The sequence below is a fragment of the Kribbella turkmenica genome, assembly GCF_004348725.1.
Classification (GTDB): domain Bacteria; phylum Actinomycetota; class Actinomycetes; order Propionibacteriales; family Kribbellaceae; genus Kribbella; species Kribbella turkmenica.
This window is the reverse complement of the sequence record NZ_SMKR01000194.1, coordinates 1-13,229: the sequence shown is the minus strand read 5'-3', so window position 1 is coordinate 13,229 and position 13,229 is coordinate 1. Positions and strand designations below refer to the sequence as shown.

The window sequence follows — 13,229 nt, the reverse complement described above, 5'->3', positions numbered from 1 at the left end:
GGTGGAGGGTGGGCGGCCGGGGGAGGCGATGCGGTCCTTGAGCAGCAGGCCCGCGGTGCGGCCGAGCTCGTACGTCGGCTGGGCGACCGTGGTGAGGCTGGGGACGACGAGGTCCGCCCACGGGATGTCGTCGAAGCCGACGACGGCGATGTCGTCCGGGGCCCGGACGCCCTTCTTCGCCAGGCATTCCAGCGCACCGACCGTCATCAGGTTGTTCGTGACGAACAGCGCCTCGGGCGGCTCGGGCATCTCGAGCAGGTTCTCCATCGCGGCGTACCCACCGGCCTCGCGGAAGTCAGCGTGCCGGACCAGCTCCTTGTCGTACCGGATCCCGCCGGCGCGCAACGCCGACCGGTAACCCGCGAGCCGGTCCATCGCAGTACTGACCTTCCGGGGACCGGTGATGCACCCGATCCGCTGGTAACCACCGTCGATCAGATGCTTCACCGCCTCGTGCGCGCCGTGCTCGTTGTCGACCAGCACGGTGTCCGCCTCGACCCCGTCGACGCGCCGGTCGATCAGCACCATCGGCAGTTTCGCGTCCGCGAGTTGCTGCACGCCTTCGGCCGTACTGGTGGGGGAGATGACCACGCCGGCCATCTGCTCGGTCAGCACGGCCGAGGCATACGCCGCCTCCTTCGCCGGGTCCTCGTCGGAGTTGCACAGGACGACGTGGTACCCCTCGGTCTGGGCGACGTCCTCGAGCCCGCGGACGAGTGAGGTGAAGAACGGGTTCTCGATGTCGGAGATGACGACGGCCCACAGATTCGTACTGGACTTGCGGAGGTTCCTGGCGACGCCGTTGGGCCGGTAGCCGAGCTCGGCCACCGCGGCGCGCACCTTCTCCGACAGCTCCGGATCCACGTTCCGCCGGCCGCTGAGCACCCGGGACACCGTCGCCGGAGACACACCGGATCGCCGCGCGACGTCGTAGATCGTCGTCATGCCCGCTCCCCGCTGGAGTCCAGTAGATCGTCTGGATCGCACTCTAACTCCGATCCGGGGAAAAGGATCTCACGGCGACGGCGGACCCACGCTGAAGGCCGCCCCGTCGAGCAGCGCAAGGGCGGCCGCCCGATCGGGTGCGGAGTCGGCCGCGCCGTTCACGGTGGTCGACAAGGCACCGGCCGCGTTGGCCAGTCGGACGGCGTCCACGAGCGGCGCGCCTGATGCCAGCGAAGCGGCCAGCGACCCACAGAAGGCGTCACCGGCACCGACCGTGTCCACCGTCGCCACCTGGTGCGGCTCGATCCACACCTCCGCACCGGAGTCGCGGTCGACGACGAAAGCGCCCCGCGACCCGAGCGTCACCACACAACCGCGCAGGTCCCACTCGTCGGCGAGCTTGCGCGCGATCACCGGCACCTGCGACTCATCGTCGCAGTCGAGCCCGGTCAGTGCGGCGGCCTCGACCTCGTTCGGCACCAGGATGTCGACGAATCGAGCCAACGTGGGATCGACGGGCCCGACCGGAGCCGGGGTGAGGATCGTGGTGACACCCGCGGCCGAGGCGAGCCGGAGGGCAGTTCGGCTCGCCTCGACCGGGAGTTCCAGTTGCACGCTGAGCACCCGGCTCGCGGTGAGTACGTCGGCCGCCGCCTCGACGTCGGCGGGAGTGATCGCGGCGTTCGCGCGGGACACGATGATGATCGAGTTGCCGCCGTCCGGGAGAACCAGCGGAAGCCCGACTCCGGTCCCCAGCGAAGGGTGCCGGACCACCCAGGCGGTGTCGACCCCGTCGGACTCGAGCAGCTCGAGGAACTCCGCGCCGTACCGGTCCTCGCCGATCGTGCCGACGATGGCGGTCCGGGCGCCCATCCGCGCGGCGGCGATCGCCTGGTTGACGCCCTTGCCGCCGAGGAACTCCGCGAACCCGGTCCCGTGCAACGTCTCGCCGGGCAGCGGCCGGCGTTCCGCCGTTGCCACCAAATCCTTCATGAACGAGCCCAGCACGCACACGTCGTACGCGCTCATCGACGTCCTCGCTTCGCCCCGGGCGCCGACGAGACACAACGGGCACTGCGCTCGATGATGAAGCCTTTCCGTTCGTTCATGCGTCTTCCCCCAGCAGCCGCCGGCCGAGCGCACCGGACGGATGGAACCGGGCGAAGTCGTGGTGGCTGAAGTCCCGCAGTACGACGAGGGCGCAGGCCAGTGCGTCACCCATGGCCAGCGAGGCCGTGGTCGACGCGGTCGGCGCGAGGTTCAGCGGATCGGCCTCCCGCAGCACCATCGTGTCCAGCGTGTACGTCGCCAGCCGGGCGAGCGTGGACTCCTCGTTGCCGGTCATCGCGATCACCGGGATGTCGCGTTCACGCAGCATCCGGGCGAACGCGCAGACCTCGGCGGTCTCGCCGGACGCGGACAGGGCCAGCACGAGGTCGCGGGACGTCACCGCACCGGAGTCGCCGTGCAGCGCGTCGCCGGAGTGGATGAAGGTGGCCGGCGTTCCGGTGCTGGCCAGGGTGGCGGCGATCTTGCGGCCGACCAGCCCGGACTTGCCGAGACCGGTCACCACCAGGTGACCCTCGCAGCCGGCGACCGCGATCAGCACGTCCAGGAAGACCCCGTCCAGCCGGTCCGCCAGCGCCGACACGGCCGCGGCCTCGGTCTCGATCGCGTTCCGCGCCGCCTGCAGGCCCAAAGCGACCAGATCCCGGGGTGCCTCGACATCGCCACGATTCGGCACAACTGGCATCCCAGAGCCCTCTCATCTCAGAAATCGATTTCCGCAGACTAGGCAGCCAGGTCGCACAGTGTCAACGTCTGCACCGAGCTCGATTCCTCGGCTGCACGAGAGAATCGGCCGGATTGACCACATCGAGACCGACTCGGGCCTTGACCGCTCAGGTCGGTACTCGTAGATTGCGAGAAATCGATTGCCCCGAAAACGGTTCCACACGGTCGGCCGTTCGACACACCCCTGGAGCACTGATGGCCGCAACATCCTTTCCTGCCACGCCGGTCAGCCGGCGGACGATCCTGCGCGGCGGACTCGGCGCCGTCGCCGCCTCGGCGGTCGGCGGTCCGCTGCTGACCGCCTGTGGTGGTGACGAGTCCGGCGGCAACGCCAAGGAGATGTCGTTCTGGAACTTCTACGGCCCGTCCGACGACCAGGGCCCGCAGAGCAAGTGGTTCATCTCACTCGTCGACGAGTGGAACAAGAACAACGACGTCAAGGTCAAGCTGCGCTACATCCCGGGCAAGGACTACCTGAACGGAACCACCCTGCAGACCGCGTTCCAATCTGGTCAGGGCCCGGACATCTTCCTGATCAGCCCCGGTGACTTCCTCCGCTACTACAACGGCGGTGTCCTGCAGGACCTCGGCCCGGCCCTGTCGGAGGAGTCGAAGAACGACTACCTGCCAGGCCTGCTCGAGGCGCGCAGCGTGGACGGCAAGGTGTACGGCCTGCCGATGGAGATCGAGCCGCTCGCGATGTACTACAGCGAGGCCGCGTTCGAGAAGGCCGGCCTGTCCGAGGCCGACCTGCCGAAGACCTGGGACCAGACCCTCGCGGTCGCCGAGAAGCTCACCGGCAAAGACCGGTACGGCGTGATGTTCGAGACGCTGCCGGGCTACTACCAGAACTTCACCTGGTACCCCTTCCTCTGGCAGGGCGACGGCACGCCGATCAAGGACGGCAAGGTCGCGTTCGACTCGCCGGCCGCCGTCCAGGCGCTGAAGTTCTGGCAGGACACCATCCAGAACAAGGTGGCTCCGCGCAAGGCGCTCGGCGACGGCGGCGGAGACGTGGTGTCCAACCTGGGCTCCGGCGCGACCGCGATGCAGCAGAGCGGGATCTGGGCTGTCGCGGACATGCGGGCGAGGAAGAAGAACTTCAAGTACGGCATCATCCCGCACCCGACCCCGGAGGGCGGCAAACCCGCCACCGACCTCGGCGGCTGGGCGTTCGTCGCGAACGCCAAGGGCAAGAACCCCGAGGCCGCGGCCAAGTTCATCGCCTGGGCGCTCGGGTCGACCGATGCCGCCGGCGTCGAACGGCAGCGGCAGTGGAACACCGTGGTGAAGACCAACGTGCCGCCGCGCAAGTCGGTGCAGGCCGCCGCGGACGCGAAGGGTGCGTTCGCCGAGGGCGTGCTGAAGGAGTTCGTCAGCGAGATCGCACCGACCGGGAAGCCGGAGCCGCGGTTCCCACCGGAGGTGTACCAGCCGATCGCCGACGCCATCCAGGCGTGCCAGCTGAACGCGGCCGACCCAGGGAAGGCGGCGGCTGACGCGGCGGCCCGCATCGACACGTTCCTGAAGACCTACCAGGGTGCGCCGATCAGCTGATGGTGACCACCACAGCCCCTCCGTCCAAGCCGTCGGCGAAGGTTCCGGCCCAGCGGCCGAAAGCCGGCCTGAGCCGCAAACGGCGCGAGGCCCTGGCGGCGTACGCCTTCCTCGCGCCGGACTCCCTCGGTCTGCTGATCTTCGTCGCGCTGCCGATGGTGCTCGCCTTCGGCGTCGCGTTCTTCAAGGTCGACGGCTTCGGCAACTACCAGTACGTCGGCCTGGACAACTACATGCTGATGGCCGGCGACGACCAGCTCTGGGCGTCGCTCAAGGTCACCGCGACGTACGTCGTCACGTTCGTGCCGATCGCCTTCGTGGTGAGCTTCGCGCTGGCGATGCTGGTCCGCAACCACTTCCGCGGCATCGGCTGGGTCCGGTCGGCGTTCTTCCTGCCGCACGTGGTCAGCCTGGTCGTCGTCGGCCTGATCTGGCAGTTCCTGCTGGTGGACAAGCGCGGTGCGCTCTCCAAGTTGCTGGCGCCGTTCGGCCTGAGCGACGTGTCCTTCCTCGGCACACCGTCGCTTGCTCTCGGCACCTATGTCGTGATCAGCGTCTGGTTCGTGATGGGCTACCAGATGCTGGTGCTGCTGGCCGGGCTGAAGGATGTCCCGAAGGAACTCGAGGACGCCGCCGAGATCGACGGTGCGAGCACCTTGCAGCGGTTCCGGTTCGTGATCTGGCCGCTGATGCGCCCGACCAGCTTCTTCGTGGTGGTGAACTCGACGATCGGCGCGGTCACCGGCCTGCAGGCCTTCGACCTCGTCTACGTGCTGACCAAGGGCGGTCCGGCCCGGGCCACCAGCACCGTCGTGCTCTACATCTACGAACAGGCATTCACCTTCAACAACATGGGGTACGCCGCCGCCCTGACCACCGTGGTGGTGGCGATCCTGGTGGCCTGCACCGGCCTGATGTTCGCGTTCACGAAGGGAGGCCGGTTCGATGAGGACTAGAGGATTCCTCCTCCCGGCCCTGGCCCACGTCCTGGCGATCATCGCGGTCGCCCCGCTGCTGTGGATCGTGATCAGCGCGCTGAAGCCGGTCGAGGACGTGTTCGACTTCGGCTGGCCGACGCGCTGGACGCTGGACAACCTGCAGTACGTGCTGTTCAAGATCCCCATGCCGACCTTCCTGCTGAACAGCGCGATCGTGTCGATCGTGGTCACCGTGGTGGCGCTGTTCTTCCACTCGATGGCGGCGTACGCGCTGGCCCGGCTGCGGTTCCCGGGCCGCGGGCTGATCTTCTCCGGCATCATGTCGACGCTGCTCGTGTCGCTGCCGGTGATCCTGGTGCCCCTGTTCCTGGTCGCCAAGCAGCTCGGCCTGCTGGACAGCTACGCCGGCCTGATCGTGCCGAGCATCTTCCACGCGTTCGGGGTGTTCCTGCTCCGGCAGTACTACCTGAACATCCCGCGCGAGCTGGAGGAGGCCGCCGACCTGGACGGCTGCGGCTACTGGCGCCGGTACTGGAGTGTCATCCTGCCGCTCAGCCGGCCGGTCCTGGCCTCGCTGTCGGTGCTGTTCTTCCTGGCCAACTGGAACGCGTTCCTCTGGCCGCTGACCATCACCCGGAACCCGGACCTGCGCGTCATCCAGCTCGGTGTCTCCGGCATGCAGGGGCAGTACGCCTCGGCGTGGAACCTGATCCTCGCGGCCGCCGTGATCGCGGCCATCCCGACCGTCGTCGTCTTCGTCGCCGGCCAGCGCCGCCTGGTCGACGCGATGAAGACCACCGGTCTCAAGTAACGGAAAGGCTGGAATGTACGGCGACTACGGCAGCAGTCTGCGCGATCTGCCCCGGCTGAGGAACTCCAAGCGGCGGCGCGCGTCGAGCTGGGACCGGTCGGGCGGCAACGACGACCGGCTCACGATCCGGCCGGGGGAGTCCGCGGTGCTGGCCGACCTCGACGGGCCGGGCTCCATCAACCACATCTGGTGCACGGTCGCCCGGGACAGCCCGTGGGGACCGGACGAAGCCGACGGCGACTACCTGCGGAAGCTGATCCTGAAGGTCACCTGGGAGGACTCCGCGCAGCCCAGCGTGCTGGTGCCGCTCGGTGACTTCTTCGGCGTCGGCCACGGCCGGACGGTGAACTTCGTCAGCGCCCCGCTGCAGATGAGCCCGCAGGACGGCAAGGGGTTCAACTGCTGGTTCCACATGCCGTTCGCGTCCAAGGCCCGGCTGGAGATCAGCTCCGAGCTGACCGCCTCTCCGGTGTTCTTCTACTACTACATCGACTACGAACTGTTCGACGGCGCCCAGGACGGCCTCGGGTACTTCCACGCGTCGTACAACCGGCAGAACCCCACCGACGGGGTCGAGCAGGGTAGCCAGACGCTGCGGCAGCACCAGGTCGAGGGTACGAACCTCGACGGCGCCGGCAACTACGTCGTCCTCGACACCGAGGGCAAGGGGCACTACGTCGGGTGCGTCGTCAGCATCCGCAACCTGCGCGACTCGGCCGAGTGGAACTGGTACGGCGAGGGCGACGACATGATCTTCATCGACGGCGAACCGTTCCCGCCGTCGTTGCACGGCACCGGGACCGAGGACTACTTCAATACCGCGTGGTGCCCGGGCGAGGCGTACTCGGCGCCGTACCACGGCATCACCCTGCCCGGCGGGCCGAACTGGAGCGGCGAGATCTCGCTGTACCGCTTCCACATCGAGGACCCGATCACCTTCTTCACCTCCATCCGCGTGACCATCGAGCACGGTCACGCCAACAAGCGCAGCGACGACTGGTCGTCGGTCGCGTACTGGTACCAGACCCTGAAGGGGTAGCGCATGAAACGTGGGGCACTACTGGCCGTCCTGCCGCTGGTTTTCGGCTCGGCGGCGTTGCTGACGACGTCCGAGGACTCCGCGGCGCCGCCTGCGGTTGCCGGCAGCACCTATGTCGGGACTGCCGCGGTCGAGTCCAAGGGCATGCCGAGCCAGAGCGACGGTGACCTGTGGCCGTCCTGCTGGGCCGGCAACGACAAGCTGTACGCCGCCAACGGCGACGGCAAGGGGTTCAGCCTCGACGGCGACTTCGCCGACATCGCGGTCAACGAGATCGACGGCACCCCCGGCAACCTGACCGGGACGACGATCTCCAAGGGCGACCAGGCCGGGTCGATCTGGAGCGGCGGTGGGTACAACCGCAAGCCCACCGGCATGGTGTGCGTCGGGGACACGCTGTACCTGGCGGTCCAGGACCTGGCGCTCGACTTCAACGACGTACCGGCGGCGACGATCCTGAAGTCGGCCGACCACGGCCGGACCTGGACGTGGGACAAGAGCGAGCCGATGTTCGCCGACCACGTCTTCACCACGATCTGGTTCGCCGACTTCGGCAGGGGCGGGGCGCTGGCGCCCGACGGATACGTCTATGCCTACGGCCTGGACGGGAACTGGCGGGACTCCTTCGACGACACCGTGACCGACCCGCAGAGCGTATTCATGGCGCGGGTGCCCAAGGGCAAGGTGCAGAACCGGGGTGCCTGGGAGTTCTATGCCGGCAGCACCGAGCGCGGCAAGCCGTCGTGGACGTCGAAGATCGCCGACCGCAAGCCGGTGCTGACCGACCAGCGGCGGCTGTACGCCCAGACGTACGGGACGAACGCGTCGAACCTGAGCGTGATCAGTCAGGGCGGCGTCACGTACCTGGAGAAGCAGAAGCGATATGTCTACACGTCGTGGACCGAGTACACCTTCGAATTCTACGAGTCGCCGACGCCGTGGGGGCCGTGGAAGCACTTCCTCAGCAAGGACTTCGGCGGGTATCCGTGGTCGACCTCGAAGTACGGCGGGTACGGCGTGACGATCCCGTCGAAGTTCGTCCAGCCGGACGGCAGGACGATGTATCTGCAGGCGAACGTCTGCCCCTGCGGTGGTGGCGGGATCGGGACGTCGGTCTACAACTTCAACCTGCGCAAACTCGTGCTGACACCGTCGGACCCGGGTGCGGCGGACAACCTGCCGGCGGACGCCAACCTGGCCGCTCCCTCGACCGGCGCGGTCGCGATCTCCAAGTCGAGCCGGTCGGGCAGCCTCGCGCTGATGAACGACGGTGCGCTGACCGGGAGCGAGACCGACTTCGACGACGAGGTGAAGGGCGCGTCCTGGTGGGGGTACACGTGGCCCGGCAAGCACAAGGTCAACCGGGTCGAGTTCACGTCCGGCGCGGTGTCGGCGGAGGGCGGCTACTTCACCGGACGCCCGCGGGTCCAGGTGAAGGTCGACGGCTCGTGGGTCGAGGTCGCCGCGCAGACGGTCTCACCGGCGTACCCGGGTGACGCCTCGGCGGGCGCCAACAAGACGTACACGATCACGTTCCCGGTGCAGGAGACCGACGGCGTGCGGGTGATCGGCCTGCCGGGCGGCACGCGCAGCCACACCTCGGTCTCCGAGTTGGCGGTCCGGTACGTCGCCCAGCTCGCCGACGGTGGATTCGAAGGCACCGGCGGCGGCAAGCCGGCCTGGCTGTTCGAGGGTACGGCGGCCAACGGTGTCGACCGTGGACTCGGGTTCGCGCACTCCGGCGCCAACAACGGCTGGATCCGCTGCACCTGCACCGGCTGGAGCGCCCTCTACCAGACCGTGCCCGTCACCCCGGGAACGACGTACACCTTCGGCGCCTGGGTGAACGCCTCCGCCGGCCTGCCTGCCGATGAGGGCCGCTTCGGTGTCCGTCACGGCACCAAGGACCTCGCGTCCAAGACCTTCGGGGCCTCGAACGGCTACGTCCACCACGAGGTGACCGTGACCGTACCCGCCGGTGTGCACGAACTGACGGTCTACGCGGGTTTCGACGCCCCGAACGTCGACACCTGGATCCAGGTCGACGACTTCACCGTCAGCTGAGGAGCTGTGCCTCAGGGCCAGGGGAGGAGCTCCGGGGCCGGGCCGTTCACCGGCCCCGGGGCGACTCTGCCGGCGTACCAGGCGGTGAGGTCGGTGAGTTCGCCGGTGAGGACCGTGGGGTCGCCGGTGCCGTTCTCCCAGGTGGTTCCGTCGTCCGCCCGGAGGACCAGCTGGACGCCTTCGGGCGTGCGCGGGCGGAGGAAGTCCAGGAGGTGCAGGCAGAACTCCTTCGGCCAGTCACCCGCCGTCGGCGCGAGATCCAGGTCGACGGCGTGCACGGCGAGCTCGCGCCAGGTGGCGTAGAGCCCGGCCGCGAGGAAGCTGTCGCGGTGCCGGATCGGACGCTCCCAGTCGCCCGGGCCGACCTTGTCCCAGGCGGCGATCAGCGCGCCGGTCGCCACCCGGAGGTGCTCGGCGAGCTCGGCGGCGGGACGGCCCGCGCCGGCCTCGATGGCGGCGTCGCGCGCCGCGCGGCCGCCGTCGTACACGTCGACCAGCCGGCCGGCGAGCGCCTCCTCGACCTGCCGGGTCATCGCCTCGGCGAAGTTCGCGATATGCGTGATGACGTGCCCGCGTGACCAGCCGGGCAAGGCGGACGGCGCCCGTACGGCGGCCTCGCCGACCGTGGCTACCGTGGCGTTGACGCGTTGGGCAGTTGCTGTGACCTCAGGCCGGATGTCGCGCATGGCCGTCACCCTAACCAGGCAAGTGTTTGTCGGTCGCGCCGATTAGTGTTGGCGCCATGAGCGTGGCGCGGTTCAAGGACTTGTGCGTGGACGTGTCGTGCCCGAGTGCGATGGTGGCGTTCTGGGGCCGGGTGCTCGGGCTGACCTCGCCGGCCGACAATCCGGACGTGCTGGTCGGCGACGTGCCGGAGAAGACCATTTGGATCAACAGGGTCGACGAGCCGCGGACGGTCAAGCAACGCGTCCACCTGGACGTGCACACCGGGTCGATCGACAACCTGCTGCGCGCGGGTGCCACGATCCGGTCGCCCGCGACGGACGAGCAGTCCTGGACCGTGATGGAGGACCCGGAGGGCGGGGAGTTCTGCGGGTTCGTCCGCGACTCCGTCCCGGCGTACCGTCTGCTGGAGCTGATCGTCGACTCCGCCGGTCCGCAGGCGCAGGCGCGCTGGTGGGCCGGGCTGGTCGGCGGCGACGTCAGGAGCCGGCCGGGTACGCCGTACTACTGGCTGGAGAACGTCCCCGGCCTGCCGTTCCCGTACTGGGTGTTCGTCCCGGTGCCGGAGCCGAAGACGGTGAAGAACCGGATCCACTGGGACGTCACCGCGCCCGCCCTGCAGCCGGTCCTGGACGCGGGTGCGACACTGCTGCGGCCCAAGGACGACGAGATCGGCTGGCACGTCTGCGCCGACCCCGAAGGCAACGAGTTCTGCGTGTTCCTACGGTAGTGACGCCGCGCCGGCGGGGAGGGTCCCGGGGCCTTGGCTCCCGGCCCTCCCTCGTCGCTCCAGTCGCTCCGCTCCCTACGCTCCTCAGTCCAGGCCGGGAGGCCCCATGACCAAGCTGAACCTGACCCAGTCCAGCCCGGACCTGACCGAGGCGCTGGTGAACATCTCCTCGGTCAGCGGCGCCGAGGAGAAACTGGCGGACAAGATCGAGAAGGCGCTGTCGGCGTTCGGCCACCTGAAGGTGTTCCGGCACGGCAACACCGTGGTCGCGCGGACCGACATCGGCCGGGACGAGCGGATCGTGATCGCCGGGCACCTGGACACCGTCCCGTCGAACGACAACCTCCCGGCCCGGCGCGCCGACGGCCTGATCCACGGGCTCGGCGCCTGTGACATGAAGGGCGGCCTCGCGGTCGGGCTCCGGCTGGCGGCGACCCTGACCGAGCCGAACCGGGACGTCACCTACGTCTTCTACGACTGCGAAGAGGTCGAGGCCGAGCGGAACGGGCTGCTCAAGCTGACCCGGTCGAACCCGGAGCTCCTCGAAGGGGTCTTCGCGGTCGTGATGGAGCCGTCCAACGCGGTCGTCGAGGCAGGCTGCCAGGGCACGATGCGGGTCGAGATCACCACCCGCGGTGAACGGGCGCACTCGGCCCGGTCCTGGATGGGGTCGAACGCGATCCACGCGGCGGGCGGGATCCTCGCCCGGCTGGCGGCGTACGAACCGCGCCGGGTGCCGATCGACGGGCTCGAGTACCGCGAGGGCCTGAACGCGGTCGGCATCCACGGTGGCGTCGCCGGCAACGTCGTACCAGATCTGTGCACGGTCGAGATCAACTACCGGTTCGCGCCCAACCGGTCGGAGGCGGAGGCCGAGGCGCACCTGCGGGCGGTGTTCGAGGGCTACGACGTGGTCGTGACCGACTCGGCGCCGGGCGGTCTGCCGGGGCTGGAGCGGCCGGCCGCGGCCGCCTTCCTCGAGGTGGTCGGGGGTGAGCCGCAGCCGAAGTTCGGGTGGACCGACGTGGCCCGGTTCACGCTGCTCGGCGTACCGGCGGTGAACTACGGGCCCGGTGACCCGCTGTATGCGCACAAGCAGGACGAGTTCGTCCCGGAGGCCGAGATCGAGCGGTGTGAACAGCGGCTGAGAGCCTGGTTGACGGCGTAGGTACTCCTCGTGGCCGGTCCCGCGCCGGCGGGCCCGTTGTCACTGTCCGCACTACTGTGGAGGCATGGCAGAACCCTCCATCCACCCCGACCGGCCGGTCGGCCGGCAGCAGCGCGGCCCGGTCGTGATGCGGCGCAACCAGGTCCAGAACTCGACCTCGGAGCAGCGGCTGCTGGACAGCCGAGGCCCCTCGGACTGGGTGCACACCGACCCCTGGCGCGTGCTGCGGATCCAGTCGGAGTTCATCGAGGGGTTCGGCATGCTCGCCGAGCTCGGGGCCGCGATCAGCGTGTTCGGCTCGGCCCGGACCAAGCCGGACGACCTGATGTACGCCGCCGCCGAGGAGCTCGGCCGCAAGCTGGTCGCGGCCGGTTACGCGGTGATCACCGGTGGTGGCCCGGGCGTGATGGAGGCGGCGAACAAGGGCGCGTCCGAGGCCGGCGGCGTGTCGGTCGGGCTCGGGATCGAACTGCCCTTCGAGAACGGCGTGAACGAGTGGGTCGACATCGGGATGAACTTCCGCTACTTCTTCACGCGGAAGACGATGTTCGTCAAGTACGCCCAGGGGTTTGTGGTGATGCCGGGCGGGTTCGGCACGCTGGACGAGCTGTTCGAGGCGCTCACGCTGGCGCAGACCCGGAAGGTCACGTCGTTCCCGGTGGTGCTGTTCGGGACGTCGTACTGGAGCGGCCTGGTCGACTGGCTGCGGGAGACCATGCTCGCGGACGGGAAGATCTCCGCGGCCGACCTGGACATGTTCGTGGTCACCGACGACGTCGACGAGGCGATCAGCTACATCGTCAAGGCCGGTGAACTGGCCGACGCGGCGGCCGAGGAGGCAGCGGCCGCGGCCGCCCGGGACGTGGCCGAGGCGGACAGCCCCGAGGCGCGCGAGCGGCGAGAGGCGCACCGGCTGGGCTCCGACGGGAGCTGACCCAGGGTTCGCGGAGGGCCGAATCGGGCTCCGATTGTGCGGGTGACTTCGTCGGCATGGCACGATCGGTCCCGTGATGTGGTTCTTCGGGCTGATCGTGGTGCTGTTGATCGGGGCTGTCGCAGTCGTGGCCTCGGGTCGTTGGGGTGCCATGAGTACGGCGTACGACGACCGGCCCGACCTGAGCGTCCCGGCCCGGCAGACACTCTCGGCCACCGACATCGAGTCGGCCCGGTTCGGCGTCGGCCTGCGCGGCTACCGGATGGACGAGGTCGACTCGCTGCTCGAGCGGATCGCCCGCGAGGTCGCCGAGCGCGACCGCCGGATCGCCGACCTCGAACGCGCGGTCTCGCCGATCATCGACGGCCCGGGTTTCGCCTCGGGGGCCGACTACGACCCGTCCGACTTCGACGACACCGGGATCCAGAAACCGATTCTCGTCGGCGGCGAGTTCCCGGAGTCGGACACCACAGAACAGCCGGCCGTGGAGCAGTCGACCTCCGCGGAGCCCACCGACGCGACCGCCGAGGCGCGGCCCGGCTCACCGGCCGACGAGGGGTCGGCC

13 protein-coding genes are annotated in these 13,229 nt (G+C 69.1%); 9 read left to right on the top strand and 4 right to left on the bottom strand.

Going from position 1 to position 13,229, the window contains the following annotated elements; all coding sequences use genetic code 11:
* From E1218_RS31075 to E1218_RS31065, 3 genes are all read right to left on the bottom strand, one after another.
* The coding region (locus E1218_RS31075; RefSeq protein WP_132326612.1) for a LacI family DNA-binding transcriptional regulator at positions 1–945 on the bottom strand (945 nt) is incomplete at its 3' end.
* Positions 946–1,014: 69 nt separating this feature from the next.
* The gene (locus E1218_RS31070; protein ID WP_132326611.1) at positions 1,015–1,974 is read right to left on the bottom strand and encodes a ribokinase; all 960 of its coding nucleotides are present in this window, start codon (positions 1,972–1,974) and stop codon (positions 1,015–1,017) included.
* Positions 1,975–2,050: 76 nt separating this feature from the next.
* Complete coding sequence (locus tag E1218_RS31065; RefSeq protein WP_233712588.1) at positions 2,051–2,689, bottom strand: KpsF/GutQ family sugar-phosphate isomerase; 639 nt, start codon at positions 2,687–2,689, stop codon at positions 2,051–2,053.
* A gap of 245 nt (positions 2,690–2,934) precedes the next feature.
* Here E1218_RS31065 and E1218_RS31060 point away from each other — a divergent pair, with 245 nt between their 5' ends.
* From E1218_RS31060 to E1218_RS31040, 5 genes are read left to right on the top strand one after another with little or no spacing between them, the layout of a single operon-like run.
* Positions 2,935–4,296 carry an ABC transporter substrate-binding protein gene (locus tag E1218_RS31060; protein ID WP_132326609.1) on the top strand — a complete coding sequence of 454 codons (1,362 nt, stop codon included), beginning with the start codon at positions 2,935–2,937 and terminating at the stop codon, positions 4,294–4,296.
* Positions 4,296–5,252 carry a carbohydrate ABC transporter permease gene (locus E1218_RS31055; protein ID WP_132326608.1) on the top strand — a complete coding sequence of 319 codons (957 nt, stop codon included), beginning with the start codon at positions 4,296–4,298 and terminating at the stop codon, positions 5,250–5,252. The genes E1218_RS31060 and E1218_RS31055 overlap by 1 nt, the downstream gene beginning before the upstream one ends.
* Positions 5,242–6,045, top strand: coding sequence for a carbohydrate ABC transporter permease (locus E1218_RS31050; protein ID WP_132326607.1), 804 nt, complete (start codon positions 5,242–5,244; stop codon positions 6,043–6,045). Before E1218_RS31055 ends, E1218_RS31050 begins: the two co-directional genes overlap by 11 nt.
* A gap of 13 nt (positions 6,046–6,058) precedes the next feature.
* Positions 6,059–7,084, top strand: coding sequence for a glycoside hydrolase family 172 protein (locus E1218_RS31045; RefSeq protein WP_132326606.1), 1,026 nt, complete (start codon positions 6,059–6,061; stop codon positions 7,082–7,084).
* 3 nt (positions 7,085–7,087) lie between these two features.
* Complete coding sequence (locus E1218_RS31040; protein ID WP_132326605.1) at positions 7,088–9,148, top strand: DUF4185 domain-containing protein; 2,061 nt, start codon at positions 7,088–7,090, stop codon at positions 9,146–9,148.
* An 11-nt stretch (positions 9,149–9,159) separates the two neighbouring features.
* Here the strand turns inward: E1218_RS31040 and E1218_RS31035 are convergent, their stop codons facing one another.
* Positions 9,160–9,834: a maleylpyruvate isomerase family mycothiol-dependent enzyme gene (locus tag E1218_RS31035; RefSeq protein ID WP_132326604.1), complete on the bottom strand. Its 675-nt coding sequence runs from the start codon at positions 9,832–9,834 to the stop codon at positions 9,160–9,162.
* A 56-nt stretch (positions 9,835–9,890) separates the two neighbouring features.
* Here E1218_RS31035 and E1218_RS31030 point away from each other — a divergent pair, with 56 nt between their 5' ends.
* The 4 genes from E1218_RS31030 to E1218_RS31015 all read left to right on the top strand — a co-directional run.
* Entirely contained in the window at positions 9,891–10,562 is a 672-nt protein-coding gene (locus tag E1218_RS31030) for a VOC family protein (protein WP_132326603.1), read from the top strand.
* 106 nt (positions 10,563–10,668) lie between these two features.
* Positions 10,669–11,730 (top strand): succinyl-diaminopimelate desuccinylase, encoded by a 1,062-nt coding sequence (gene dapE / locus E1218_RS31025; protein ID WP_132326602.1) that lies wholly within the window; start codon positions 10,669–10,671, stop codon positions 11,728–11,730.
* Positions 11,731–11,794: 64 nt separating this feature from the next.
* Positions 11,795–12,664, top strand: a complete 870-nt coding sequence (locus E1218_RS31020) for an LOG family protein (RefSeq protein ID WP_132326601.1) — start codon at positions 11,795–11,797, stop codon at positions 12,662–12,664.
* A gap of 76 nt (positions 12,665–12,740) precedes the next feature.
* On the top strand, positions 12,741–13,229 hold a 489-nt coding region (locus E1218_RS31015; RefSeq protein ID WP_267900337.1), incomplete at its 3' end, for a DivIVA domain-containing protein.